Genomic DNA, 26,077 nt, shown 5'->3' with positions numbered 1-26,077 from the left:
ATAAGGGGCGTCAATGTTTTTTTGTTTTTAGTTTCTATAAAAATATTATGGTTAACTGATTGGTTAAGGAGGGTTTTTATGGTTGTACTTCGGAAAATGAATGATGAAGAGTTTTCGGTTTATTTATCCTACTCGGTTAAGAATTATGGGGAAGAAAAAGCAAAGGCGGGAAATTGGCCAAAAGAGAAGGCGCTCGAATTGGCCCAGCAGGAATTTGATCAGCTTTTGCCGGATGGATTACATACGAAAAATCATTTTCTTTATCAAATTGTGGACGAAACTAGTAATGAAAAGGTCGGCTATCTCTGGTTTCATGAAAGAGGAGAGGACCAGAAAACAGCGTTTATTTACGACTTTTTAATCTATGAAAAACACCGCGGGAGGGGATACGCCAAACAGGCCTTGGCAGCTCTGGAAGAAGTAGCAAAGGACCGGGGGATTAAAACAATTAGGCTGCATGTCTTTGGCCACAATCAAACGGCCATTAAATTGTACGAAAAATGCGGGTTTGAGGCTACGAATATTCAAATGGCTAAGATGATTTTTTAAAAAAGGATAGCGGAGTGTTGGGATGAGTTCCCAACACTCTCATTCATTACTTAGTGTATCTCTTAATCCTTTCCTAAGTCCCACTTAACGACATGTCCCGCATGTGTGAGGCCACCGCCAAACCCGTAGAGGATGAGGGTGTCCCCGTTTGTTAACTTTCCTTCGTTTATGCCGAGCTGCAAGGCTAAAGGAATCGAAACTGAAGAGGTATTACCCATGAATTCTGCACTGGTCAGCGTTTTATCCATCGGGAAGCCTGATCTTTCACAGATGGACTCTATCATGCGCAGATTTGCGCTATGTGGAACAAACCAGTCTATTTCATCCATTTGCAAACGAGCCTTTCGTAAAAGCTCTTCCATGCCTGCTGGAAGCGTACGGGCCGCCCACTTATAAACCTCTCTTCCGTTTTGGACGATCTTTCCATGCTCCTTTAAAGGTTCCCCAAACATCTCACCAGCTAAATTTGTACGATAGACATGCATGCCCCCTTCGCCGTTTGTTCCTGTATGTGTAGCAATAAAGCTTGGGTTTTCTTCATCTTTTTCTACTAAAACCGTAGCTGCCCCATCGCCAAATAAAATGCAAGTTGTTCGATCCGTATAATCCGTTACCTTTGATAATGTTTCTGTTGCTATAACTAATATTTTCCGATGGAGTCCGGATGTTATAAAACCGTTTGCCATGTGCAGGCCATAAGTAAAGCCGGCACAAGTTGCATTGAAATCCAGTGCGCTGGTTTGCGGAATGTTAAAGTGCTCCTGTATCTGGCAGGCGACACTTGGAAATGCATAGTCGGGCGTCGTCGTTGACACAAGGATACAATCGACATCATCAAGTTCCTTGTCATATTGTTCCGTTAAGTTTTCAATGGCTTTAAAAGCCATCGTAGAGGCATATTCGCTGTCCCCGGCAATTCTTCTTTCTTTCATGCCCGTTCTTTGCACGATCCATGCATCATTTGTATCCACTATTTTTTCTAAATCGCTATTGGTAAGCTTCTTCTCCGGTACATAGGTCCCGATCGCTGTAATTCTTGCTTTTGACTGCATTTCTTCATCCCCTTTACAAATTTAACACCTGCATTTATAGTCTAATATTAGTACCAGGTACTAATTTGTGTCAATCTTTAAATAAAGGATTTAAAAATTATGCCCAAAGGATATTTTCGGTATTAATAGAATCTTTTTATCTGAGGAAGTATGCTAACGATGCTAAACTTTATAGTCAAAGTAGGACACTTAAACAATAGGCACGGATTTTAAGCTTTATGATAACTAATTTTTATTTTAAGGAAGGGGCTACTATGCTAGGTCAAAAAAGAATAAGAGATTTCGGAGTTGAAATTGGGAATTTAGAGACAGGGCACTACAATTCTATTACTGATATAAAAGGAGTGACTGTCGGCCATGTAACACTTAGCGGCCAAAACAGGCAAACAGGTGTTACGGCCATTATCCCTCATCAGGGGAATCTTTTTAAAGAAAAACTGATAGCCGCAAGCCATGTCATTAATGGCTTCGGAAAAACGATAGGCACGATTCAAATCAATGAATTAGGAACATTGGAAACCCCAATCATTTTGACCAATACGTTAAGCGTCGGAACTGCTGCAGATGCATTGATCGAATATATGTTAGAAACTAACCCCGAGATCGGGCGGACGACAGGTACCGTAAATCCGGTCATCGCTGAATGTAACGACATGTTTCTTAATGACATTCGCGCCAGATGTATTACGAAAGAACATGTTTTCCAGGCGATAAAGAATGCGTCAAGCGAATTTAAAGAGGGGACAGCCGGTGCGGGATGCGGGATGCTTTGTTACTCATTAAAAGGCGGCATCGGCACTTCCTCCAGGCTGATGAAGCTAGAGCATGGCTCGTATACAATGGGTGTTTTAGTACTGACCAACTTTGGTAGTTTAGATGACCTAAAGATAAACGGGAAGGCTGTTGGCAAAGAATTAAAAGAAGTCATTCGAGGATCTTATGAGGAAAAAGATAAAGGGTCGGTCATCATCATCGTAGGAACGGATCTTCCTGTTTCAACAAGACAGCTCAACCGGATCATAAAACGGGCGGTTACAGGGTTAGCGCGTACAGGTTCTATTATTACAACCGGGAGCGGCGAGGTGGCCATTGGCTTTTCGACAGCTACAAAAATACCTCATGAGAATCCTTCCCATTTACTTTCCATTCCTATGATTCATGAAGAAGAGATCGACATCGCCTTCAGGGCGGTTGGTGAGGCGACCGAGGAAGCCGTATTAAATTCATTGGTAACAGCCACTCATGTCGTTGGACGCGATGGAAATGAAAGGCCTGCTTTAAGCGATTTACTAAGTAAGTACAATATACGATTCGAATAAAGGATTGGCCATGCTGTTTCTAATACAATCAATTCTGTGTCTCTTTAATACAAAAACGTGCATAATTTCTGGATTATGCACATTTTTGCCCCTAACTCATTTCAACATCGAGGATTCGGTCAAAGGAGATGGTTAGCGTATCTTCATCATTGATGAGCTTAAGCCATTTTTCGTGCGGTTTCACATGTTTCACCCAGCCCCAAAACTGGACGGGTCCATACTTTTCGGCATACGTGACGGTAACCGCCCGTTCTTGTTCAATAGATTCTGCAATGACCCGGTTGATCTCTAGAAGTTGATCCTCATCGAGCAAAGGAGAGCGGAATTCCTTTTGCCTTCGCCGCTCTTCTAATAACTGCTCCCGATGTTCAGGCAGCATCATTCGGCTCGATTCCCACATTAAATTATATCCTGGGGTTAGTTTGTTCGGTGTCATTAAATCCTCACCTTCATTTATTCATTGATTGACAACTTTTAAAAAAACGAACATATTTTCGCTTATAGTATATACGAAAATATGTTTGTTTAGTACTGGAAAATAGTTCATGTTTTGTATTTTTTGAAAAGATGAGTTGCTTTTCCGGATGTATATCTAAGGATCATTGCAGATTGAAAAAAAGGAAATTGGACAAGTAATTCCATTCAAAGACTATAAAAACCGCAATTATTGAAAAAAGGCGATTACCGTTTCGGCAATCGCCTTTTTTACATGATGAGATTATTTTATAACAATTGAAATATTTTTGTAATATTATTTTTAATTGACGATGAGAATCATTATCATTTATCATAGTATTCGAATCTTGTTATGAGAATGGTTATCATTCTCATAACATGCAAGGAGAAAGGGGAGAAAATAAGCGTGATCTATACCGAAAACAATATAAGCCCGGTACGAGAAGAGGATTTATATGAAGAAGAATGGAAAACTCTCGAATACATTCGGAACCACAAGCCTGAATTGGAACAAGAGTACATAATGAATATCCATAAAGGGAGACAGGGCATCCTTCAACGTCTGTTTCAGGCAATGATACGGGAAAGAGTAATCGAAGACGAAAGGGTTATTTGGCAAAAAGGAAAAATCTCTATCCAGCTGTCCGGTCGAAAAACATTGGAGATATCTGTGAAGCGCCTTCATTCACTCGGCAGGTTTGATATCACAGGCGATGCCATCGTTTATGGGTATGAGTCTCCAATCCTACTGGCACATCCCGCCCAGCTTCTGGAATTGTTTAGACAAGAAGGGTTGTTAGAAGGGGTAATGGAAAAACAATACCAACGGTTTAAGTTGGAAATTCAAAACGGAGTGGCGAATTTAACGCTTGCACTGGCAGGGGCTTCTCATAGAAAACGGGAGTTAGCCGCATTAGCGGAGTACAAACAGATACATACGTCCTTAGACTGGGTATTCCAACAAGCCAAGACTAAAAAAGACTTTAGCCCGCTCGCATTTTATGAACAGTGGGTCGTTGAAGGGCATCCCCTTCATCCCGGGGCGAAGACAAAATTCGGTCTTGACCCTGCAGACGTCATCCGCTATTCACCGGAATGGGGAGCTCTGCCTGAGGTCGCTTTAATAGCAGTTGCTAAAGGCTTCTGCCAGACAACATCTATCGATGAACAGAATGTGACTACCCGTTTATATGAAGAGTATGAAGGCTTGCAACCCGTTGTTGAAAAAACATTGCGGGCACAAGGGCTGGATGATGCTCAATTTGAATTGGTCCCAGTTCATCCATGGCAATTTGACCATACGTTATTCAATTTTTATAAAGAAGAAATTGAAAAGAAGCAAATCGTTCCCATACCGGATTTTCGGATTCCGGCACAAGCACTCGTCTCTTTCCGCTCATTAGCTCCCCTCCAAGATCGCGGGGAGAAGAAGCATCATATTAAAACAGCGGTCAATGTGCAAACAACGAGTGCGGTGCGTACGGTTTCGCCTCAATCGGTAGAAAACGGGCCGATTATTTCGAAAATCCTGGCCAGCATTCAAGAAAGGGAGAATCAATTTTCGGGAACCCTTGTTGTACTTCAAGAGCGAGCAGGCATTTATTTTCAACCCGCAAATCTGGAACTGTCTGAAGAGAACCGCTGGATATTACAAGCCAATTTGGCATCCATTTTAAGAGAGAACCCGGAGAATTATGTGAAAAACGAAGATGAGATTCCAATGCCGGCAGCGGCCCTTCTTGCAGAATCACCGATTAGCGGTAAACCAATTGCGGTTGAATTAATCGATAAACTGGCCGACCATTATCAATTGGTTGACGTAGAAGATGCGGCGGTCTTCTTTATCGAAAGGTATGCTAACATCTCGCTGCCAGGCTTAATCATACTGATGGTACGGTATGGAATTAGTTTAGAAGCACATATGCAAAATAGCGTATCTGTCTTTCGTAATGGAGAGCCCGTACGTATTCTTATAAGAGACTTTGGCGGTGTGCGAATTTTACCGGAAAGATTGAAAAAAAATGGATTTCAAGCAGAGTTTCATCCCGGTTCATCAACGGTTACGCATAACGTAGATGAGCTGAGAAAGATTATCACGTATTCTGTTATGCAAAACCATTTCGCTGAATTGATCACCTGTCTTGTCCGCGCTTTAGATGTAAATGAAGAGAAGCTATGGCGGCCCATTGTTAGTGTGTGTAAAGACGTTTTTGAAACGTTGAAAAAAGATCCCGAAATTAAAGAACAGGCTGCAGCGGATGAGCAAGCTCTTTTTGAACCAATGATTGACTTAAAAGCACTGGCGACGATGCGCCTCTGTGGGGATGTGACAGCGTACTCGTACATGAAAGTTCCAAATCCAATGATCAACCGGGAAGGAGAGACGATGTGATGGGTGTAAGTCCGAACCAACTTTTACAGATGGATTCACTAGATAAAGCAGCCAGAGATAGTAAGGAAGGAAAGATGATGGAGGATGAATTGAACGTTCTTACTTTTTTAAAAGAAAATGAGCCAACTATGGTTCCGGCTTATCAATTATCGCTTGCAAGAGGCCGCAGGGGAATTTTGAATCGGCTTGTAAGTGCGATGTTGCGTGAGGATATTATGGGACTTGTTTCATATTCGTATGATCTCTACGTCATTGGCACCATTCATACATTAAATGTTCCATCCATTGATGAACACTGGCAGAAGATCATTCAGACACTCCATACATATGGCTTAGACAGCGGCAGAAGTTACAAAATATATTCTCTATCTGAAAGTTCGTGCATTGTGATCCCGGTAAGCCGAACATATGCGTTTAACCGTTTAGAAGTGGCAGGGAAGATATTGCATGTTTCAGAAAAGGGAGCCCGGAGATTGGAACATGCCGTTGAGTTTTTACAATTAATAAGGTCCAAAGAAAATACGAATGGGGGAAATGGATATGATTGGACGCGGCTAGCGCTCGAATTGATGAACGGAAGCGCCAATCTTGCATTAGCATATGCGTTTTGGTTAGAAAAGAAGAAAAAGCTACGAGAAATCGCCAGAAAACAAGACATCGCAACGACTTTTGATTGGGTATTGCTGCAAAAGAAACTAGATCCTGATTTTGATGCGAGCCTGTTTTTTGAGCAATTATCGGTTGAGGGACATAATCTTCATCCAGGTGCAAAAACGAAACTCGGCATGGAACCGAAAGATGTGTTACGCTATGCACCGGAATTTAATGGAGAAGCTGCAATTCAGTTTGCAGGTATTCGAAAAGATTATGCAGAGTTCGCTTTTATTGAGGAAAATACAAAGGATGTAAATGAATTTCTATTTACCGAGTATCCGACGTTACGAAAGGCGGTAGAGCAAGAATTTACAGCTCGAGGGCTTCGTGTGAACGATTTTATATTCGTTCCCGTGCATCCGTGGCAGTTGAAAAACGCGATCCCGGTTATTTACAAACAAGAAATAGAAGAGGAGATTGTCGTTCCAATAGGCGGATTTCAAGTTCCGGGCGGTGCAACCTCATCATTTCGAACGGTCGTCCCTTTTAAAAATGGCGGTGTACCTAAACACGCCATAAAAGTGGCGGTCAATAGCCAGATGACGTCTACAGTTCGTTCCATATCTGCCAATACGACAAATAACGGGCCTGTCTTTACCCGAATCATTCGTTCCATTATGCAGCAAGAATCGGAGTTGGCCGAGAAGTTTGTGCCAATTTGTGAATGTGCGGGCTTCAATTTCAAGCTAAAAGAAACAGATATGAATCATCTGAAAAGTAGAAATCTGTCAGCGTTATTGCGTGAAAATGTAGAATCATTTACGGCTAAGGACGAGGTGGCCATCGTCGGTAGCTCGCTTTTTTCTGAATCGCCGATTACGGAAAAAATCATTTTCGCAGAACTCATTGAAACGTATGCGAAAGTAATAGACGAAACCTCCTTGCGTAGGGCTGCTTTTCGGTTCATCAGTGAATATGTTTCGATCGCGTTGCCGGGCTTTCTCACCCTTATGGTCAAGTATGGAATCGGTTTAGAAGGACATTTGCAAAATAGTATCATCATATTTAAAGACAGCCGCCCCGTTCGGATGCTTTTCCGTGATTGGGGAGGGGCAAGAATTTTTGCAGACAGACTCCCAGTTGCTAATGTTAAAAAGGAATTTTATCCCGGTTCCGTAACGGTGACAAACATTCTAAACGAAATGCACAATAAAGTGTTTTATACGGTGTTTCAAAATCATTTCGGCGAACTGGTCATGCAGGCTTGCAAATATTTTGGGCTATCAGAAAGAGATTTATGGCAAGAGATTTATCGAATTTGCGAGCGCGTGTTTGCTGATTTAGAGTCCTTGCCAGAATATAAAGAAAACGTCCGTGTTGACAGAAAAGCATTGTACCGGCCGGAAGTCGATCATAAAGCATTGGTAAAAATGAGATTAGCCCCCGCTGGAAAAGATTATTCTTACGCCACTGTTCCGAATCCGCTTCACGAATTCTGGAAAACGGAAAAATGAGGCCAATGGAACGGATCGAAGTTCAGCATAAATCATCACGACTTGCGCTTCACTCAAAGTCGTTCACCATTTTTATGGCCGGAAGTTTCGTTACACGGATAGGAGATTGGCTGGATTTAGTTGTGTTAAATTGGGCAGTATTGCAATTTACGAATTCGCCGCTCCATTTAGGGCTGATGAACGCATGCCGATTAGCCCCTACTTTTTTCTTTAGTGTCCCGGCAGGCATATTGGCAGATCGATATGATAGAAGAAAACTATTAATATCGATTCAAATAGGGACAATACTATTGACGTTTTGCCTTGGTTATCTTGCCGGGGCAAAGCCGCCTTTTTGGCTTTTTGCCATGGTTGTAGCAGTAAGATCCAGTCTGGCGGCAATGGACACGCCGATCCGAAATGCACTCTTGCCGAGTCTTGTCTCGGAGCGCTCGATAGCGAGTGCAATCGCGATTAATACTTCGGTCATTAATCTTTCCCGCATGATTGGACCGGCGATTGCCGGAGCCTTGCTTCCGGTTATCGGCATTGCCCATTTATTTTATATGAATGCGGTCGCCACTTTTGGCGTACTGTTTTCTTTATGTGCCATACGTTATTCTCCAATCCCGAATCGGAATCAAAAGAAAGGAGAGAAAGCGACGCTCCGGGAAGCTGCAGGCTTTATCAAATCCCACCCGGTGGTCCAATCTTTGCTTTTATTGGCGATTGTACCAATGGTATTCGGATTTCCTTACACTACGTTGATGCCGTTATTTTCAAGGGATCTTTTACAGCTAGGGCCAGAGGGATTTGGAATGCTTTTAACGATTTCATCCATTGGGGCAATAGTTGGAACGACCTGGCTTTCTTTTGGGAAAGAAGTGAAACGGCCGGGAAAGTGGCTGATTGGTTCCATAATGGCCTTTGGGCTTTCTTTACTTTTGTTTATAGGGATTCAAAATGTTCCAATCGCGGGAGTAGCGATGTTCTTTGTTGGATTATCAAGCCAAATTTATCGGACGATGAGCCGGATTACGTTGCAGTTACAAGTTCCGGACGGGATGAGGGGACGAATATTGAGCATCGCCTTAATGGATAGAGGGTTTATTCCGTTAGGAGCGATCATGATAGGCGCTATTGCTGCACAGGCCGGAGCGTTGCTGGCGGGTATCGTAATGGGATTAGGATGTATTGTAACAACTTTCATGATTGCAGTAAGCAGACGGCAAATTTGGAAAATGTAATAGAGGAAAGAGGTAATAAAATGATAGAAAATATAGTGAAATCTTTGAAGCAAGAGCGGGAGCAGCCTTTTTGCGCCTATATCTATGACATGCCAAAATTGCGTCGGCATGTGAACAAGTTAATTGAAAGCCTCCCCTCAGCATGCCGATTATTTTATGCAATAAAAGCCAACTCAGATGAGACTCTATTAAAAGCGCTGGCACCAATTGTTCACGGGTTTGAAGTAGCATCGCTAGGGGAGATCGAGAAAGTGCGGGCCGTCGATGAGAGCATTCCGATTTTGTTTGGAGGACCAGGAAAAACGAAAGAAGAGATTGAAGGAGCAATTGATCACGGGGTCACTTTCCTTCATGTCGAGAGCCTGCACGAATTACAGTTGGTTAACTATATAGCAGCTCAAAAAAGGACATCCATATCCATTTTACTGCGGGTCAACCTGCGCAACTCCGTTCCAAACGCTCAGTTAAAAATGTCAGGAGTTCCGAGCCAATTTGGAGTGGATGAAGAAGAAGTGTCTGGAGCAATCGACTTAGTGCGCTGCTTGCCGAATGTCAGGCTTTTCGGCTTTCATTTTCACGCAATGTCAAATAACCTGGATCCAGCCGCCCACGTGCACTTCATCGATCATTGTTTTGAAAAGGCAAAAATATGGGGAAAAGAATGGGATTTAGACCTTTCTTATATCAATGTAGGCGGAGGAATCGGAATCAACTATCAAATGGTAGAAGAGCAATTTAATTGGGATAATTTTATTCTGCGGCTGGAAAAAATACTGGAGAAGCATAGCGATGCCAACTGGCAAACGATTTTTGAATGTGGCCGCTATATTGCGTCTTCGTGCGGTTACTATGCAGCAGAAGTATTGGATATTAAACAAAATCATGGTCGCTATTTTTGTATCATCCGCGGAGGGAGCCATCATCTTAGACTTCCAGCTGCCTGGAAACAGAGTCATCCGTTTACGATCGTACCGATAGAGGAGTGGCCATACCCTTTTAAGCGTCCTGAAGTAAATGAATCAACGATTACGGTTGCGGGGGAACTGTGTACACCGAATGATGTACTGGCAAGAAATGTCCCCATTTCACGATTGCACGTTGGAGATATTCTTTTATTCAGCTACGCGGGAGCATACGGCTGGTCGATTTCGCATCATGATTTTCTTACGCATCCGCACCCAGAGCATATTTATTTAGATTCCGAACCTATAAATGAAGCGGATGAGAAATTGGTTGAGTCACGTTAATCTTAATGGCATACATTATTGGCAAAACGAAAACGAATTTAAAAAGCTCACCCTGCTTTGGTGAGCTTATTTTATTAAAAATTTTTTTGCACGCTTCTTTTCAATTGATATAAATTTAGCCTCTTAAGACTCTAAATGCGTCCCTGACTTTTCTAGCAAATTCTAATGGCGGTTCAACCGATTCGAAATGCATGTACATCGCCCGAGGTTCTTCAAATAACCAGTGGTTATGCAATGCAGTAACAATAATATTTCGTTTGCGAAGTTCGGTCATTAATGGATTTGCTTCCGCTTGCAAAAGCACAGTTTCCCCTAAATTTAACGCTCTGCCATTTCGGTCAACGTCTTCGAAAGAAAAAAATTGAGGAATCACTAACGGAGATTTAGCACGGCGTCCAAGAATGGTGAAATTTAACGTGCGGAATTTTTGTACAAGGCATACTCCATTTTCATCTAAACTGCCCATTCCACCTAGAATTCTAGCAAATTCCTGGCAAAGGCTTTTACGACTTTCCCAATTCATAAAAAGCCCTCCTTACAACTTTATTTTAAAAAGATAGATTTTATCTTTTGTTACTACATATATGCATGACTCTCTTACGATGAGAGGGCAAAAGGTAAGTGTAACAGTGGAATTATAAACTTGTGATAGAAAAAAGAATTGGGTTATTGAAGAATTTTTGGTACTATAAAAATAGAAAATTATATAAGACAACCAGGTGCCCTTGTAAGACAAGGGGTAACAGGGAATCGGGTGGAAATCCCGAGCGGTCCCGCCACTGTAATTGAGGAGTGCTCTATCATTCATGTCACTTAACTTCAACGTTAGGGAAGACGGTAGAGTGCCATGATTCAAAAGCCAGGAGACCTACCTGTGTTGTAGCACCAATACGGCCTTCGCGGAAAGGAGAGGTGTACTCGATGTAAGCGACAATCATATTCTGCCCTTTTGTCGTTTTAACTTAAGTACTCATCCTCAATCTGTCTCAGGTTGAGGATTTTTACGTTTTTATAAGAGGAGGGATTTTTAATGGAAACGCTATCACTTTTTTTGCTAGTTTTTACGTTAGGTCTCAGGCATGGATTAGATGCGGATCATCTTGCGTTTATTGATGGACAAACCCGATACAATTGGCGAATGGGCAGCCCATTTGCGCGCTGGGTCGGAACATTATTTTCGCTCGGACATGGGGGGATGGTAGCTGTTACAGCCGGCATTTTAGGAATTGTGATGAAGAACTTTTCGTTCCCGTCGTATTTTGATCATTTTGCATCGTGGGTATCGATTATTTCTTTATTTCTCATTGGTACGCTAAATACGTATAATCTATTGCGAACCCGAAAGAGTAACGAAGAATTTCATCTAAGTGGATTAAAGGGAAAATTTATTCCAAAAGTCGCGCGGGGAACTACGAACCCCCTTCTTATTGTTTTAGTCGGGGCGTTATTTGCTTTAGCGGCTGAAACCGTGAGTCAAACGGCTGTCTGGTCTTTGGCGGCGGGCAACAGGGGAGAATATACCCCTTTAATGCTAGGGATCGTTTTTATGTTTGGCATGATGATTACCGATACCATTGATTCGCTTATCGTTTATAAAATGATCAATCAGTCAAGCCAACTTGGAAAATCTGCATCAAGACTAATGGGCTGGGTAATTGTCATCCTCGCATACGGGGTTTCCTTCTATCTGGCATTTACCTACTTTAACCCATGGGCTGAACTCGATTTCGAAATCGTCGGAGTCATTCTATTTATCTTCTTAGTTGCTACTTTCATTTTTGTAAGTGTTCGATCTAAAAGACAAAACGTAGAAATGAATACTTCGAATTAAGTGAAGAAGCTCTGACAACTTTTTTGGTCAGAGCTTTTTATATTGAAAAATCTATCTTTAAATGAAGAGAGGAATAGAAATGAGAAAACAACAAGGTTATGATTACATTGAACGATGGAAAAAATTAATGGTAGAGCATGTTGTGCAGCATACGGTAAACATTATATTACAAAGGTGAGGAAAAGTGGGCAATATAAATTTAAGAAAGTGGAAGGTATATGCAAAAAAGCTAAAAAGCGAACTATATACGCTATATTTAGCCAATAAACATCCGAAAGTACCCTGGTATACGAAAATTTTTTCGATATGCGTCGTTGCGTATGCCTTCAGTCCGGTCGATCTCGTACCCGATTTCATACCTATTTTAGGCTACCTCGATGATTTAATTCTCGTACCGTTGGGGATTTATTTTGCCTTTAAGATGATGCCAGGTGATGTAGTGAAAGAATGCAGAAAAGAAGCGGAACGCCTGATGAATCAAGCGAAACCGAGGAACTGGATTACCGGAGGGCTGATTATCATCTTATGGATGCTTATTGCACTATGGATCATGGAAAGGCTATTCTTCTAAGTAAGAGGATTGAGAGAAGCGCCTACTTGATAAAAAGAGATGTATTGACTCAGCAAAAATGATACAAAGAAAAACGAAGCGGATTGCCCGCTTCGTTTTTTATAACAGCTTATTTTTCTTAAAGTATTTCCACATCATCCAGACTAATACGACCATTAATGCCAAAATGAAGATCGTTGAATAATGGGAACTTTGGAAAGGCAAAGGAACATTCATTCCGAAAAAGCCGGTTATAAAGGTTAACGGCAGCATAATCGTCGAAATGATCGTCAAAACATTCAACTTTTCAGATGATTTCGCGCTAATGATGGAATAATACGTATCGAGCGCACTGTTGACAAGGTCCCTGTATGTTTCTGTAGCATCAGCGATCCGTTCCAAATGGTCAATCAAATCGGTGTAAAAGGGGACGTTCTCTTCACGAATATTAAATTTCCATCTTCCGTTGATCGTTAAAAATACTCTCCGCTGTGGAATAATGACGCGGCGAATTAAAATAATTGTCCGTTTTAACGCAAGAAATTCTTCCGTCACTTCTTTTACTTCTTCGTCATACATTTCATCTTCTAATTCATCAATACGGGCGCTGATCCGGTCGAGAATCGGAAAGTATTCGTCTGTAATTCCGTCGATTAATGTATATAAAAGGAAATCAGCGCCTTTATCCATATATTTCGTATGCTTATGACAGATCGCATCCATTTGGCCAAGCCATTTTAATTTATGTTTGTGAAGAGTAACAACATAATTCGGGCCAACAAACACATTTAATTCCAATGTCGTAATTTCATTGTCGCTTTCTTCATTGTACCTGAGGGCATGGAGAACGAAAAACTTGTAGTCTTCGTAATCGTCCATTTTCGCCCGCGGGCTGTCATGAAGGCAATCTTCAATGGCCAATGGGTGAAAGCCAAATATATCAGCGATTTTATACAATTCGTTGCTTTTCACATCATATAAGTCAATCCACAACAAATTTTCTGGATTAGCTAAGTACGCATAAACTTGTGAAAGGTCAATATTACTTTGCATGCTCTTGTCATTATGGTTGTAAAGATATGTTTTGATCAATCCATTCACCTCGCTGTTTTCGAGGCTTAGATGTCACACCTACTTAAGGGAGAGAAAAAGACACCCGTTGCCTCTTTAGTATTTAACAGAAAACGATTCCTTATCCGATTGGGCCCATCAGCGTCCATTTCCTCACCTCCAACGAAAAAACCCCTCTTTTTTGTAAAAAAGAAGGGCACTAACATACACATCAAAATAAAACCTATAATCAGGTTTATTTCGTCTCGATCTCCCCTCGCCCGAGCTTTAGCACTGTACAGCATAGGTTTACACCAGCTGCGTTAAGAAAAACCTTATTCCGATTTTTCCTGTTGACCCATTGGCGTCTCTCGACATTTTTGGGCAGCAGCGTATCTCTATACAGGAGCCTCACCTAACAGAAGATATATTCAACTATTCACACTATATAAAACAGTTGGCGCGATGTCAATGAGATTAAAATAAAAAAACTTAAAAATAAAGAATAGACACTAAATAGAAAAAGAAGCTCCAATTTCACAGGAGCTTCATTATTTATTCTGACCCGATATAGTTTCGTTGAAAGAAAAAAGCAATAATGGTGAGGACAGAAGCAATACGATAAACAAAATCACTTCAACACTATGTATGTCCATTTAGGAACACATCCTTCTAATTGAGAATAATTATTATAATCAATTATAAATATTGTAACGAATAACGTCAATAAAAATAAGCCCTTTTTTTATTTTACTACTTCCCAAATAACAAGTATTAGATTATAATAATTATAAAGTATTTGCGTTTAAGCAAAAAAATAAGATCTATACAAAAAATGATAATCATTCTTAATTATGGTGAGGTGTGCTGCTATCATTCGTGATAGCAGCCATCTTGCTATCTATAGCGCAATTGAAAGTGATTATCATCAAAAAAATAATAAACATATTGAGAGGTGAAGACAATGAATAGTGAGAGAAGTACATGTGCACCAGTGATAACTACAAAAAGAGAAACACAACCGTTACAATGGACAGAGCTATTAAAGCGCCATGGTGAAGGAATGGCCGCTATTTTCTGTGGCGTGTTGACATTTACAGCGTGGATATTAAATCATCATTACGGAACATGGTCTATCTTTCTTTATATTTTGGCGTATATCATCGGGGGATTTGTTAAAACAAAAGAAGGATTGATTACGTTAATCAAAGAACATGAGCTAGATGTCAATTTATTAATGTTTTTAGCGGCAATAGGGGCAGGAAGCATTGGATACTGGTTTGAAGGCGCCGTTTTAATTTTTATTTTTGCCTTAAGCGGGGCATTGGAAAGCTATACAATGGCCCGAAGTTATAAAGATATCGAATCATTAATGGATTTAAAGCCGGAAACAGCGAGGCTTTATAAGAGCGGAATTGAAACAGAAGTACCGATTGAAGAATTAAAGGTAAATGATTTCGTCATCGTTAAGCCGGGTGAGCGAATTCCCGCTGATGGTCTCATCCGCGAAGGACTTTCTGCCATTAATGAAGCAGCAATTACCGGTGAATCGATTCCTGAAGAAAAGAGTATCGGGGACACGGTATTTGCAGGAACGCTGAATGGCCAGGGTTCACTTTTGATCGAGGTAAAGAGTGAAAGTGAGTCGAGCATGTTTTCAAAAATTATCCGTCTTGTACAAGAGGCTCAAAGTGAAATGCCTCCTTCTCAACAATTTATTGAACGGTTTGAAGGAACGTACGCAAAGCTAGTTGTCGGAATAACGCTCTTGTTAATGATCGTGCCCCACTATACTTTCGGATGGGGCTGGTCAGAAACGCTTTATCGTGCGATGGTGTTTTTAGTTGTCGCTTCTCCATGTGCGCTCGTTGCATCCATCATGCCGGCGATGCTGTCAGCGATTTCTAACAGTGCAAGAAAAGGAGTGCTATTTAAAGGCGGTGCCCATCTCGAGAATCTGGCAAACGTGAAAGCCATTGCTTTTGATAAAACAGGGACATTGACAAAAGGGCATCCTCAAGTAACAGATATTGTTCCACTACAATCGCATACCGAAGAAGAAATGCTTCGAATTGCCGGCTCAATAGAAAGCTTATCCGAGCATCCAATTGCAAAAGCGGTTGTCGAAAAAGCGAAACAAATGAACTGTTATTTATCAAGGCCGGATCAGCTTCAAGCGGTAACAGGTTTTGGGGTAGTCGCTCAATTTGAAGGTGAAACATGGAAAATCGGAAAGGAAGCATTTCTTGATTCAGCTTATGATGATCAAGAGATCGGGGCGATTGTTACCCGATTAGAAAGTGAAGGAAAAACAATTATCTTTATCGAAAATAATGAAGGAGTAGCAGGTCTTCTCGCTGTTCAAGATACATTACGGCCGGAAGTTCAAAAAACGATCAAGCGATTAAAGAAACTTGGAATTACAATTGTGATGTTAACAGGAGATAAAAAGACAACCGCAGAGGCTATAGCAGCACAAGCGGGAGTTGATGAAGTTTATGCTGAGCTGCTTCCAGAAGAGAAAGTGGAATGTGTGAAAAAGCTGCGAACAATTTATGGGAATGTTGCCATGATTGGTGATGGCGTCAATGATGCCCCTGCACTCGCAACAGCTGCTGTCGGAATTGCGATGGGAACGGCTGGAAGCGATGTAGCATTAGAAACGGCTGATCTCGTTTTAATGAACGATGATCTTGAAAAAATCCCTTCGGCCATTCGACTTGGTCATAAGGCAGCCCGGATCATTAAACAAAATATCGTGTTTTCCCTATCTGTCATCATTTTGCTCATTGCTTCCAATTTTGCTGAATTTTTAACGCTTCCGCTAGGCGTTATCGGACATGAAGGCAGTACGATTCTAGTTATTTTGAATGGATTACGGTTATTAAAATCAAATTCTTAAGAAGGCGCCAAAAGCGTCTTTTTTTATGTAAGCAAAATAGTTAACAAAGTGAATTATTTGTGTTATAACTTATAATGCGAAAAAGCGATATGTCTAAAATGATATATGAAGGTGTTGCTATGGAACTATGGAAACGAAATTTGTATATATGTTGGTTCGGCGCTTTTTGTACAACGGCCGGGATGAGTCTTGTCATTCCTTTTTTGCCGTTATATATTGAAAAGCTTGGTGTTCACAATGAGGCGACCATCGAGCGCTGGGCGGGGATTGCTTTCGGGGCAACCTTTTTAATGGCAGCGATCGTTTCGCCGATATGGGGGAAACTCGCTGATAAATATGGGCGAAAGCCGATGCTTCTTCGTGCAAGTCTTGGAATGGCTATCGTTATGACGTTAATGGGATTTGTTCAAAATGTTTACGAGTTGGCCGGGCTTCGCTTTATTATGGGAGCTGTTTCCGGATTTATAGCTGCCGCGATTACATTAGTAGCGACGCAAACACCGAAAGAATTTAGCGGCAGGGCACTTGGAATCCTATCGACAGGAACCGTTGGAGGCACATTGTTAGGGCCGCTTTTAGGCGGGTATCTGGCGGATATAATAGGGCTGCGTCATGTGTTTTTCGTCACAGGCGCATTTATGTTTATTTCTTTCCTTAGCGCCAATTTTATAAAAGAAGATAAACAGCGATTTAAAGCGAAAAAGAATGAAACGAAGAAAGTCGATTGGAAATCCATTGAAAACCCGCGTTCCGTTATTGCCGTCTTTTTTACTACGTTTATTTTGCAGCTGGCCGTTATGTCGATTCAACCAGTCGTTACCGTATATGTCAAACAACTTTCGAATCATTCGGAACATATCGCGCTCGTTTCGGGATTTGTTGTTGCAGCTACCGGAATATCCAATGTTTTAACTGCTTCAAGACTAGGAAAAATAAGCGATAAAGTGGGTCCGCAAAATGTGTTGCAAGTCTGCTTAATTGTTGCTGCGATCTTATTTATTTTGCAGGCGTTCGTTACACGGACATGGCAACTGTTTGTGCTCCGGTTTTTACTCGGGTTTGCAATGGCTGGCCTTCTTCCATCGATTAATTCATATTTGAAAAAAATGATACCGGATCATTTAGCAGGAAGAATTTTTGGCTATAACCAATCCGCGCAATACTTCGGGAATTTAGCCGGTCCGGTTCTTGGCGGTCAAATTGCCGCCGTTAAAGGAATTCCATATGTGTTTTTAACGACAAGTATACTGATCCTATTAAACGCATGCTGGGTCTACTATCAACGGCACCATCATATGACGAAAAAAGCAGCATAATGAAATAAGGCGGGAGAGAATTTGATGAATCCAATTCATTTTAATCCAGAAACAACAGCAGTTATCGCGATTGATCTTCAAAAAGGAATCGTCAACTTAAAAGGAAGACCGTACACAGGCAATTCCGTCATCCTGCAATCAACAAAATTGATTGAAGGATTTCGAAAAAAAGGGGCGTTAATTGTCTATGTCCGGGTTGATTTCATTGACAGTAAGGATGCGTTAAAGCCGCTTACAGATCAAAACATGGCACAGGCGAACCGCCCAAAAGATTGGGCGGAGCTTGTACCGGAACTCGACGTTCAACCCGGTGACCTTATCATTACGAAAAGGCAATGGGGAGCTTTCTTTGGAACGGAGCTTGACCTGCAGCTGAGAAGAAGGGGAATAGATACAATTGTTCTTTGCGGGATTGCAACGAATATCGGTGTGGAAACAACGGCAAGGGAAGCATTTCAGTACGGCTACCAGCAAGTATTTGCGGCTGACGCAATGACTGCTTTTAGCGAAGAGGAACACAACCATTCGATCCAATATATTTTTTCGCGGATCGGACGAAACCGGACGACAAAAGAAATACTTGATGATTTAAAGTAAACAAAAAGAGCGTGCCTCTTTTGTTTACTTTTTTTGCGTCCATTTTTTTGAAAATGGTCGCATGCCTCTTTTTCTTTCTTTTGATCTATTTTTTAATAAAAGAAAGGGAGATGGTATCTGAAAATGAAGAAACTTGTAATTGATCCTGGACATGGAGGAAAGGACCCGGGCTCCGGTTATAAGGAAGTACAGGAACAAGATATTAACCTCGCTATTAGCCTAAAAGTAAAAAAAGAGCTAGAAACAAATTATAATGTTGAAATTTATATGACAAGAAAAGATGAAAAAACGGTTTCATTAGATGAACGAACAAATATGGCCAACAAAATAAAGGCGGATTATTATTGTTCCATCCATCAAAATGCAGGCGGTGGAGAAGGTTTTGAAAGCTACATTTTTGATGGAAACGTATCCAGCCAAACGGTAAAAATGAGGGATGTCCTTCATGCATCGATTAAAAAAGTAATGGACAAATATGGAGTAATGAATCGCGGAAAAAAACGGGCTAATTTTCATGTCCTAAGAGAGACGGAAATGCCGGCAGTATTACTTGAAGTTTTATTTATTGATAGTGAAAAAGATGTAAAGCTTCTAAAGAATCCAACCTTTCTAAACGAGGTTTCCGCTGCTATTGCAGATGGTATTGCGGACGCTATGGATCTTCCGCGTAAACCGAAAGATCATCCGTCAAAAAAATTTACAATATTAGGTGATTCAGTATTAACTGCAGCAGAAATGGATCGTTTTATAAAGAAAATCAATCCGGAAGCACCGTCTATAGCGGGTGATTATATTAACTTCGGAAAAGACTATGGAGTTAGAGGAGACGTAGCCTTCGCTCAGGCGATCCACGAGACAAACTATTTCCGTTTTACAGGAGCTATTAAACCGGAACAAAACAATTTTGCCGGTTTAGGAGCAACCGGCAAAAACCGCGCCGCAAGCTTTAAAAATCCCCGGGATGGGGTTCTGGCTCATATCCAGCATTTATATGCCTATGCCTCAACGAGAGAACTTCCAAAAAGCCATCCATTAATAGATCCCCGATTCCAATATGTGAAACGCGGAGAAGCACCGACATGGATTGATCTAAATGGGAAGTGGGCAATACCCGGAGAACATTACGGACAGCTCGTTCTTGCACTGTACAAAAATATGATCGAAAGTGTGCTCAACCCACTTGAGGCAAAGGTGAAAATATTGCAGTCGCAGCTAAAGGAGCTTGATATATAAGGAATACAAAAGAAAATGCTCTTCTTTTTATACGTGTGATGCCATTTTTTAGTGGATGGGTTGATAAATTATGGAAAGTAGCTGATAAGTAATTAAAAGTGGCCGTTATTCGATAAAAAGTGGCTGATATATTTCGGAATTTTTTCGTGAAGACACATTCGTCTATATCAATAAAAAACACGGACGCTATGAGTTTAGCGTCTGTGTTTTTTTAGCCAGTCGATACTGCTTGCTTTCAATCGGTCTTGAAACGTGCGGGGCAATCACATCAACCGCTTCGATCAATTGATCAAGCTGAATGCCAGTTTGAATGCCCATTTGGTGTAGCATATAAACAACATCCTCAGTAGCGACATTGCCTGTTGCTCCAGGGGCAAACGGGCAACCGCCGAGTCCGCCCGCCGATGAGTCAAAGCGGTCAACACCCGCCTCAAGGCATGCAAAAACATTTGCAAGTGCCATTCCCCGCGTATCATGAAAATGTGCTGCGAGAAGAGTTGTTGAACGTAAATGATGTTTTAATAAAGAAAATAATTCATATGCCTCATGCGGGTTCGCCATTCCAATCGTATCGGCAACGCTTAGTTCATCGACGCCAAAATCTTCAAATGTCCGGCATAGCGACAGAACCTTGTTTTCATCCATTTTGCCTTCATATGGGCAATAAAACGCGGTAGAAATGCAAGCTCTGACAAAATATCCTTTCCGCTTTAAATCAGCAATTAACGGTTCTAGTTCCGATAAACTTTCCGAGGTTGTTTTATTAATGTTTTTTTTGTTAAAAGAATCGCTTACTGCAACAAAGACAGCAGCATTTTTGCAAGCGGATTCATAAAGCCGCTCAACGCCCTTTCTATTGGGAGTAAGGACAAAATTTCTCCTTTCGTCAAGACAATGGGAAATGACTTCTTTTGCATCGCTCATTTGCGGCACCCATTTTGGCGAAACAAAGGAGGTAAGCTCCATTTCCTGGATTCCCGCTGCTTTTAACTTTTGAATAAATTGAATTTTATTACTCGTTTCAACCAGCAGCCTTTCATTTTGAAGTCCATCACGAGGGCCGACTTCAATAATGGTGACTCTGTTCGGCAATTCCATTTTGACACCCCTCTTAAGAGATTTATTGCCAGCATTAAATGAAAGAATTATTTAAAAATATTTTACAATTAACGGGCCATCTAATGCAAATTTCTGTATAGAGTATGATATGATAAAAATGAATATTCGAAATATATACATAGTCGCACAAGGAGGAGAAACAAATGAAAGAAGCTGTCATTGTAAGCGCTGTCAGAACGCCGATTGGTAGTTTTCTTGGAAGTTTAAAAAATGTGTCAGCTCCTGAGTTAGGCGCGATCGTCATAAAAGAAGCAGTAGAAAGGGCAGGAATTAAACCAGAGGAAGTTGATGAAGTTATTATGGGCAACGTCCTACAAGCAGGATTAGGGCAAAATCCGGCAAGGCAAGCCAGTATCAATGCCGGCCTCCCAATTGAGGTCCCAAGCATGACGATCAACAAAGTATGCGGTTCTGGTTTAAAAGCGTTGCACCTTGCCTGCCAGTCGATTTTTACCGGCGATAGCAGTGTCGTTGTTTGTGGAGGAATGGAGAACATGAGCCAGGCGCCTTTCCTTCTGCAACATGCACGGGAAGGACTTCGTATGGGCGATCAAAAAATCGTCGATTCAATGGTTCATGATGGCCTCTGGTGTGCATTTAACGATTATCATATGGGAATTACCGCGGAAAACCTTTGTGAAACATACGGATTGAACCGTCAGGAGCTCGATGAATTTGCTGCTCTCAGTCAGCAAAAATGCGGGCAAGCAATAAGAGAAGGGAAATTTAAAGACGAAATTGTTCCTGTTCCGATCCCGCAAAGAAAGGGCGACCCGGTTCTTTTTTTAGAAGATGAATATCCGAAAGCCGGAACATCGATTGAAAAATTAAACAAGCTGAAAGCCGCGTTTAAGAAGGATGGAATGGTAACAGCGGGTAATGCTTCTGGAATAAACGACGGTGCAGCGGCATTAGTTGTAATGGAGAAAGAGAAGGCAAAAGAGCTTGGGCTAAAAGCTTTGGCGGTTGTCAAAGCGAATGCAGCCGCGGGAGTCGACCCGAGTATCATGGGCATTGGCCCGGTCCAGGCAACCAAAAAGGTGCTTGAAAAAGCGGGGCTTTCCCTCGAAGACATTGGCTTGATCGAAGCAAATGAAGCGTTTGCCGCTCAATCCCTGGCTGTTGCAAAAGAACTTCAATTTAATAAGGAGATTGTCAATGTTAATGGCGGCGCGATCGCGCTAGGCCACCCGATCGGCGCGAGCGGTGCGCGAATTTTAGTGACGCTTCTTTATGAAATGAGGCGAAGGGACGTCCGCTTTGGGCTTGCTACGTTATGCATTGGCGGCGGGCAAGGTGTTGCGACAATTGTTGAAAAAGTGAACGAATAGGGGGATATTCATGAAACAAATATTATCGAGCGCAATTGAAGCAGTGAAGGACATAAAAGACGGTTCAACGTTAATGGTCGGAGGATTCGGTCTGGTCGGCATCCCTGAAAATTTAATAGTAGCGCTTGTTGAAACCGGAGTAAAAGACTTAACCGTCATTTCTAACAATTGTGGAGTTGATAATTGGGGTCTTGGTTTGCTCCTCAAAAATAAACAAATCAAAAAAATGGTCGGTTCGTATGTCGGTGAAAACAAAGAATTTGAAAGACAGGTGCTTTCCGGTGAACTTGAGGTTGAACTCAATCCTCAAGGAACGCTTGCTGAACGAATTCGGGCAGGAGGTGCGGGCATTCCCGCATTTTACACTCCGGCAGGCGTTGGCACGCCGATTGCTGAAGGGAAAGAAGTCCGTTCGTTTAACGGGAAAGAATATTTGCTGGAGGAGGCGCTCATCGCCGATTTCAGCCTCGTTAGGGCTCTGAAAGGGGATAAGGCTGGAAACTTGATTTATAACAAAACGGCCCGCAATTTTAACCCGATGATTGCTGCCGCCGGAAAAGTGACCATTGCGGAAGTGGAGGAACTCGTTGAGATTGGCGAGCTAAACCCTGATCATATTCATACGCCAGGGATCTATGTGCAAAAACTGATCATAGGCCGACAGGAAAAACGAATTGAACGATTAACCGTTCAACAATAGACCGATAGAAAGAGAGGGGAACAATCCGATGAACAATCGTGAAAAAATCGCAAGAAGAGCTGAAAAAGAAATCAAAAACGGAAATTACGTGAATCTTGGAATCGGAATGCCTACGCTAGTGGCGAATTATATTAGTGATGATAAGGCTGTTGTTCTTCAATCCGAAAACGGGCTTCTTGGCATTGGACCTTACCCGAAGGAGGATGAAGTAGATCCGGATTTGATTAATGCCGGCAAAGAAACGGTAACGGCGATCAAAGGGGCTTCGTACTTTGACAGTTCTGAGTCGTTTGCAATGATCCGTGGCGGGCATATTGATGTGGCGATATTAGGAGGGATGGAAGTCTCAGAAACAGGTGACCTGGCCAACTGGATGATCCCTGGAAAAATGATTAAGGGGATGGGGGGGGCTATGGATTTAGTGCATGGTGCCAAAAAAATTATCGTCATCATGGAACATGTGAATAAAAAAGGCGAGAGTAAAATCCTCCATTCTTGCAAGCTTCCATTAACGGGCAAAGGGGTTGTTGACCGGATCATTACCGATCGTGCGGTCATGGATGTAACAGACGCCGGGCTAAAACTTGTAGAAGTCGCTTGCGGATATACGGTGGAAGACATTCAAAGATGTACCGAGCCAAAATTGCTCGTCGGTGAAGGTGTGAAACTGGATGCTTATTAACTTTTCAGAGCAAAAGGAAGGAGGAAAGAACGGTGAGCGCAGTTTATATGATTGACGGGGCACGGACGGCTTTCGGCAGTTTCGGAAAGTCGTTAAAAGATGTAGCCACTGCTGAACTCGGGGTAATAACGGCAAAGGAAGCGATGAAACGTTCAGGAGTGGATCCTCAAGAAATCGGTGAGGTCGTCTACGGAAATGTGATTCATTCAAGTCGAAACGCCCCTTATGTAGCCAGGCATATTGCACTCAAATCCGGCGTTCCGATCCAAACCCCTGCACTTCTCGTGAACCGGCTGTGTGGCTCGGGACTTCAAGCGGTTATATCTGCTGCGATCACGCTGCAGCATGAAGATGCACAGGTTGCCCTTTGCGGCGGGGTGGAAAATATGTCGATGAGTCCACATGTTACGTTTAACAGTCGTTTTCATACGCAAAAGTTTGGAAGTCTTCAACTTGAAGACATGTTGTTAAATACGCTTACGGACGAATACCTTGGATCCGGAATGGGAATTACGGCGGAGAACCTGGCAAGAAAATATGAAATTACGAGAGAAGAACAAGATGAATACGCCTTATTAAGCCACAAACGGGCGGCAGCTGCCATCAAAAGCGGAAGGTTAAGTGAAGAAATCATTCCAGTTGTCATCGGGAAAGAAGGGCAGGAATTTAGCCGGGATGAACTTGTGAAAGAAGATACGACATTAGAAAAATTGGCCGCGTTAAAACCATCGTTTGAAAAGGGCGGAACGGTAACAGCCGGAAACTCAAGCGGCATTAATGATGGCGCGGTATCGATCATTCTCGCAGAGGAAAGAAAAATGAAAGAAAAAAAGATGAAGCCTCTTGCCAAAATCGTTTCATGGGCGGTAAGCGGAGTCGAACCTTCGATTATGGGGATCGGGCCTGTACCGGCTGCTACGCGGGCACTTGAAAAAGCAGGGCTTTCGATAAACGATATTGATTACGTGGAGGTGAACGAAGCTTTTGCCTCACAGTATTTGGCCGTTGAAAAAGAATTAAAGCTCAATCGTGAAAAAACGAATGTAAACGGCGGGGCGATTAGCCTCGGACACCCGGTTGGAGCAAGCGGCGCGCGAATCCTCCTTTCCCTTGCGTACGAATTGCGCCATAAAGGAGCGCGATACGGATTGGCAAGCCTTTGTATCGGAGGCGGCCAGGGGATCGCAATGATAATTGAAAACGTGGGAGACTAATGGAAAACCCGAAGCGAAACGTTCACTTCGGGTTTTCAGCGTATTAACTTCGATGCGCGTTATACACATCAGCTTTCGTTCGTTCTTGAATCCATAAAACGTCTTCTTTTGTCAATGGAGAAACGTGTGAAGCGTCGATATTGGCCGTTAATTGCCGAATCGAGCTTGCACCGGGAATGACGGCCGCGACCGCAGGATGAGCAAGGGCATACTTGAGAGCAATTTGGTTAACTGGAATACTATTAAAACGTTCCTGCAATTGTTTGACGATGTCTTTAATTTCCTTGCCGGAATAATTTAAATAAGAATCTTCATCGTCCCTTGTTAACGCCCGTTCAGAAAGCCATCCTTTTGCGACAGGGCCACGGGCGATGACGCTTATGTTTTTATCATGCAAATAATCAAGCATTTCTTCTTCCGGACGCCTGTCGAGAATACTGTATTGCATCATGACGCTTACGATTCTGGAATGTTCGGCATAATAACGGATGACATTTGGGCGAATCGAAGAAATGCCATAATAGCGAATCACTCCCTCATCCATCAGTTCATCGAAAGCAGCTATCGTCTCGTCCATCCGATCTTCAATCGTTCCCCCATGGAGCTGATACAAGTCAATGTAGTCGGTTTGAAGGCGGTGAAGGCTGTCTTTCACCGCCTGTTTAATATGCGTTTTCGAAGGATCCCAATCCCATCCCTCTTTTCCCTCTGTCCAGCGGTTGCCTACTTTTGTCGCTAAGATGATATACTTGCGAAAGTCTTTTACAGCCGACCCTACCATCTCTTCATTCCAGCCAAACTGATAGAGGTCCGCTGTATCAAAAAAATTGACGCCGGCCTCATACGCCTTTTGGATCATCTCTTGATTGAATGATTCTTTTCCTTTTACGAGAGACATACAGCCAAATCCAATTTCACTAACGACGAGGTCGGAATGGCCCAGTCGATTTTTTCTCATCTCGATCACCTCTTATAAGAAAAGGTACCAGATTTTAAGGAAAAATAAAAACCTTCCCGCTCGGAAGGCTTTTATTTACCAGATGTTATCCATTCCTGGACAGTCTGATATTGTTTCATATATTGTTTTAACATCCATTTAATTTGCCACGCTTTACCGACCATCGTTACACCATTTGGTTGAAGATAGATTTTCATCTCCCGGCTCCTTTTCGATGTTGATTAGGAATAGTATTTGTTCTATGG

Annotated in this window: 23 protein-coding genes and 2 riboswitches; of the genes, 16 read left to right on the top strand and 7 right to left on the bottom strand. The window is 42.1% G+C overall.

Annotation, left to right across the window (positions count from 1 at the left end; translation table 11 throughout):
• Positions 1 to 78 precede the first annotated feature (78 nt).
• The gene (locus tag WD019_RS05875) at positions 79 to 549 is read left to right on the top strand and encodes a GNAT family N-acetyltransferase (RefSeq protein WP_425710915.1); all 471 of its coding nucleotides are present in this window, start codon (positions 79 to 81) and stop codon (positions 547 to 549) included.
• A 62-nt stretch (positions 550 to 611) separates the two neighbouring features.
• On the opposite strand, the gene WD019_RS05870 is transcribed toward WD019_RS05875, so the two are convergent.
• The gene (locus WD019_RS05870; RefSeq protein WP_425710914.1) at positions 612 to 1,601 is read right to left on the bottom strand and encodes a ketoacyl-ACP synthase III; all 990 of its coding nucleotides are present in this window, start codon (positions 1,599 to 1,601) and stop codon (positions 612 to 614) included.
• Positions 1,602 to 1,855: 254 nt separating this feature from the next.
• Here WD019_RS05870 and WD019_RS05865 point away from each other — a divergent pair, with 254 nt between their 5' ends.
• On the top strand, positions 1,856 to 2,920 hold the full coding sequence (locus WD019_RS05865; protein WP_425710913.1) for a P1 family peptidase: 1,065 nt from the start codon (positions 1,856 to 1,858) through the stop codon (positions 2,918 to 2,920).
• Between the two features lie 91 nt (positions 2,921 to 3,011).
• On the opposite strand, the gene WD019_RS05860 is transcribed toward WD019_RS05865, so the two are convergent.
• Positions 3,012 to 3,356: a YolD-like family protein gene (locus tag WD019_RS05860; RefSeq protein WP_425710912.1), complete on the bottom strand. Its 345-nt coding sequence runs from the start codon at positions 3,354 to 3,356 to the stop codon at positions 3,012 to 3,014.
• A 426-nt stretch (positions 3,357 to 3,782) separates the two neighbouring features.
• Here WD019_RS05860 and WD019_RS05855 point away from each other — a divergent pair, with 426 nt between their 5' ends.
• From WD019_RS05855 to WD019_RS05840, 4 genes are read left to right on the top strand one after another with little or no spacing between them, the layout of a single operon-like run.
• Positions 3,783 to 5,768 carry an IucA/IucC family protein gene (locus WD019_RS05855; RefSeq protein WP_425710911.1) on the top strand — a complete coding sequence of 662 codons (1,986 nt, stop codon included), beginning with the start codon at positions 3,783 to 3,785 and terminating at the stop codon, positions 5,766 to 5,768.
• Positions 5,768 to 7,876 carry an IucA/IucC family protein gene (locus WD019_RS05850; protein ID WP_425710910.1) on the top strand — a complete coding sequence of 703 codons (2,109 nt, stop codon included), beginning with the start codon at positions 5,768 to 5,770 and terminating at the stop codon, positions 7,874 to 7,876. The genes WD019_RS05855 and WD019_RS05850 overlap by 1 nt, the downstream gene beginning before the upstream one ends.
• Positions 7,877 to 7,881: 5 nt before the next feature.
• Positions 7,882 to 9,102, top strand: a complete 1,221-nt coding sequence (locus WD019_RS05845; protein ID WP_425710909.1) for an MFS transporter — start codon at positions 7,882 to 7,884, stop codon at positions 9,100 to 9,102.
• A gap of 20 nt (positions 9,103 to 9,122) precedes the next feature.
• Complete coding sequence (locus WD019_RS05840; RefSeq protein ID WP_425710908.1) at positions 9,123 to 10,349, top strand: type III PLP-dependent enzyme; 1,227 nt, start codon at positions 9,123 to 9,125, stop codon at positions 10,347 to 10,349.
• A gap of 115 nt (positions 10,350 to 10,464) precedes the next feature.
• On the opposite strand, the gene WD019_RS05835 is transcribed toward WD019_RS05840, so the two are convergent.
• Positions 10,465 to 10,872 carry a DUF1259 domain-containing protein gene (locus WD019_RS05835; protein ID WP_026676868.1) on the bottom strand — a complete coding sequence of 136 codons (408 nt, stop codon included), beginning with the start codon at positions 10,870 to 10,872 and terminating at the stop codon, positions 10,465 to 10,467.
• 177 nt (positions 10,873 to 11,049) lie between these two features.
• A riboswitch (cobalamin riboswitch) is annotated at positions 11,050 to 11,239 on the top strand.
• A gap of 140 nt (positions 11,240 to 11,379) precedes the next feature.
• Here WD019_RS05835 and WD019_RS05830 point away from each other — a divergent pair.
• Entirely contained in the window at positions 11,380 to 12,180 is an 801-nt protein-coding gene (locus WD019_RS05830) for a sodium:proton antiporter (protein WP_425710907.1), read from the top strand.
• A gap of 184 nt (positions 12,181 to 12,364) precedes the next feature.
• A complete protein-coding gene (locus WD019_RS05825; RefSeq protein WP_425710906.1) occupies positions 12,365 to 12,751 on the top strand; it encodes a YkvA family protein in 387 nt (128 codons plus the stop codon).
• A 99-nt stretch (positions 12,752 to 12,850) separates the two neighbouring features.
• Here the strand turns inward: WD019_RS05825 and corA are convergent, their stop codons facing one another.
• Positions 12,851 to 13,822, bottom strand: a complete 972-nt coding sequence (gene corA / locus WD019_RS05820) for a magnesium/cobalt transporter CorA (RefSeq protein WP_425710905.1) — start codon at positions 13,820 to 13,822, stop codon at positions 12,851 to 12,853.
• A 224-nt stretch (positions 13,823 to 14,046) separates the two neighbouring features.
• A riboswitch (M-box (ykoK) riboswitch) is annotated at positions 14,047 to 14,210 on the bottom strand.
• A gap of 534 nt (positions 14,211 to 14,744) precedes the next feature.
• Between corA and WD019_RS05815 the strand changes: the two genes are divergently transcribed.
• From WD019_RS05815 to WD019_RS05800, 4 genes are all read left to right on the top strand, one after another.
• The gene (locus WD019_RS05815; RefSeq protein ID WP_425710904.1) at positions 14,745 to 16,682 is read left to right on the top strand and encodes a heavy metal translocating P-type ATPase; all 1,938 of its coding nucleotides are present in this window, start codon (positions 14,745 to 14,747) and stop codon (positions 16,680 to 16,682) included.
• A 119-nt stretch (positions 16,683 to 16,801) separates the two neighbouring features.
• Entirely contained in the window at positions 16,802 to 17,998 is a 1,197-nt protein-coding gene (locus WD019_RS05810) for a multidrug efflux MFS transporter (RefSeq protein ID WP_425710903.1), read from the top strand.
• 21 nt (positions 17,999 to 18,019) lie between these two features.
• Positions 18,020 to 18,595 (top strand): hydrolase, encoded by a 576-nt coding sequence (locus tag WD019_RS05805; protein WP_425710902.1) that lies wholly within the window; start codon positions 18,020 to 18,022, stop codon positions 18,593 to 18,595.
• A 123-nt stretch (positions 18,596 to 18,718) separates the two neighbouring features.
• Complete coding sequence (locus WD019_RS05800) at positions 18,719 to 19,828, top strand: N-acetylmuramoyl-L-alanine amidase (protein WP_425710901.1); 1,110 nt, start codon at positions 18,719 to 18,721, stop codon at positions 19,826 to 19,828.
• 186 nt (positions 19,829 to 20,014) lie between these two features.
• Here WD019_RS05800 and WD019_RS05795 read toward each other — a convergent pair whose 3' ends face one another.
• Positions 20,015 to 20,926, bottom strand: a complete 912-nt coding sequence (locus WD019_RS05795; RefSeq protein WP_026676876.1) for a hydroxymethylglutaryl-CoA lyase — start codon at positions 20,924 to 20,926, stop codon at positions 20,015 to 20,017.
• Positions 20,927 to 21,090: 164 nt separating this feature from the next.
• On the opposite strand from WD019_RS05795, the gene WD019_RS05790 reads away from it, so the two are divergent.
• The 4 genes from WD019_RS05790 to WD019_RS05775 are packed head-to-tail and all read left to right on the top strand — an operon-like array spanning position 21,091 to position 24,874.
• Positions 21,091 to 22,278 carry an acetyl-CoA C-acetyltransferase gene (locus WD019_RS05790; RefSeq protein ID WP_425710900.1) on the top strand — a complete coding sequence of 396 codons (1,188 nt, stop codon included), beginning with the start codon at positions 21,091 to 21,093 and terminating at the stop codon, positions 22,276 to 22,278.
• Between the two features lie 10 nt (positions 22,279 to 22,288).
• The gene (locus tag WD019_RS05785; RefSeq protein ID WP_026676878.1) at positions 22,289 to 22,978 is read left to right on the top strand and encodes a CoA transferase subunit A; all 690 of its coding nucleotides are present in this window, start codon (positions 22,289 to 22,291) and stop codon (positions 22,976 to 22,978) included.
• Positions 22,979 to 23,006: 28 nt separating this feature from the next.
• Entirely contained in the window at positions 23,007 to 23,660 is a 654-nt protein-coding gene (locus WD019_RS05780; protein ID WP_035350220.1) for a CoA transferase subunit B, read from the top strand.
• A 32-nt stretch (positions 23,661 to 23,692) separates the two neighbouring features.
• Positions 23,693 to 24,874: a thiolase family protein gene (locus tag WD019_RS05775; RefSeq protein ID WP_425710899.1), complete on the top strand. Its 1,182-nt coding sequence runs from the start codon at positions 23,693 to 23,695 to the stop codon at positions 24,872 to 24,874.
• Positions 24,875 to 24,917: 43 nt separating this feature from the next.
• On the opposite strand, the gene WD019_RS05770 is transcribed toward WD019_RS05775, so the two are convergent.
• Entirely contained in the window at positions 24,918 to 25,832 is a 915-nt protein-coding gene (locus WD019_RS05770) for an aldo/keto reductase (RefSeq protein ID WP_026676881.1), read from the bottom strand.
• A 71-nt stretch (positions 25,833 to 25,903) separates the two neighbouring features.
• Entirely contained in the window at positions 25,904 to 26,029 is a 126-nt protein-coding gene (gene mciZ, locus WD019_RS05765; protein ID WP_425710898.1) for a Z-ring formation inhibitor MciZ, read from the bottom strand.
• Positions 26,030 to 26,077 lie beyond the last annotated feature (48 nt).

Source organism: Fictibacillus sp. Mic-4, assembly GCF_049843615.1.
GTDB lineage: Bacteria > Bacillota > Bacilli > Bacillales > Fictibacillaceae > Fictibacillus_A > Fictibacillus_A gelatini.
Note: the sequence above shows the minus strand (reverse complement) of the source record. Positions and strands in the feature narration are given on the sequence as shown.

Coding starts and splice junctions, on each gene's coding strand:
- WD019_RS05770 (WP_026676881.1), bottom strand. CDS start 25,832: ATGAGAAAAAATCGACTGGGCCATTCCGACCTCGTCGTTAGTGAAATT.
- WD019_RS05810 (WP_425710903.1), top strand. CDS start 16,802: ATGGAACTATGGAAACGAAATTTGTATATATGTTGGTTCGGCGCTTTT.
- WD019_RS05830 (WP_425710907.1), top strand. CDS start 11,380: ATGGAAACGCTATCACTTTTTTTGCTAGTTTTTACGTTAGGTCTCAGG.
- WD019_RS05875 (WP_425710915.1), top strand. CDS start 79: ATGGTTGTACTTCGGAAAATGAATGATGAAGAGTTTTCGGTTTATTTA.
- WD019_RS05840 (WP_425710908.1), top strand. CDS start 9,123: ATGATAGAAAATATAGTGAAATCTTTGAAGCAAGAGCGGGAGCAGCCT.
- WD019_RS05790 (WP_425710900.1), top strand. CDS start 21,091: ATGAAAGAAGCTGTCATTGTAAGCGCTGTCAGAACGCCGATTGGTAGT.
- WD019_RS05865 (WP_425710913.1), top strand. CDS start 1,856: ATGCTAGGTCAAAAAAGAATAAGAGATTTCGGAGTTGAAATTGGGAAT.
- WD019_RS05785 (WP_026676878.1), top strand. CDS start 22,289: ATGAAACAAATATTATCGAGCGCAATTGAAGCAGTGAAGGACATAAAA.
- WD019_RS05780 (WP_035350220.1), top strand. CDS start 23,007: ATGAACAATCGTGAAAAAATCGCAAGAAGAGCTGAAAAAGAAATCAAA.
- WD019_RS05850 (WP_425710910.1), top strand. CDS start 5,768: ATGGGTGTAAGTCCGAACCAACTTTTACAGATGGATTCACTAGATAAA.
- WD019_RS05860 (WP_425710912.1), bottom strand. CDS start 3,356: ATGACACCGAACAAACTAACCCCAGGATATAATTTAATGTGGGAATCG.
- WD019_RS05815 (WP_425710904.1), top strand. CDS start 14,745: ATGAATAGTGAGAGAAGTACATGTGCACCAGTGATAACTACAAAAAGA.
- WD019_RS05845 (WP_425710909.1), top strand. CDS start 7,882: ATGGAACGGATCGAAGTTCAGCATAAATCATCACGACTTGCGCTTCAC.
- WD019_RS05835 (WP_026676868.1), bottom strand. CDS start 10,872: ATGAATTGGGAAAGTCGTAAAAGCCTTTGCCAGGAATTTGCTAGAATT.
- WD019_RS05800 (WP_425710901.1), top strand. CDS start 18,719: ATGAAGAAACTTGTAATTGATCCTGGACATGGAGGAAAGGACCCGGGC.
- WD019_RS05795 (WP_026676876.1), bottom strand. CDS start 20,926: ATGGAATTGCCGAACAGAGTCACCATTATTGAAGTCGGCCCTCGTGAT.
- mciZ (WP_425710898.1), bottom strand. CDS start 26,029: ATGAAAATCTATCTTCAACCAAATGGTGTAACGATGGTCGGTAAAGCG.
- WD019_RS05870 (WP_425710914.1), bottom strand. CDS start 1,601: ATGCAGTCAAAAGCAAGAATTACAGCGATCGGGACCTATGTACCGGAG.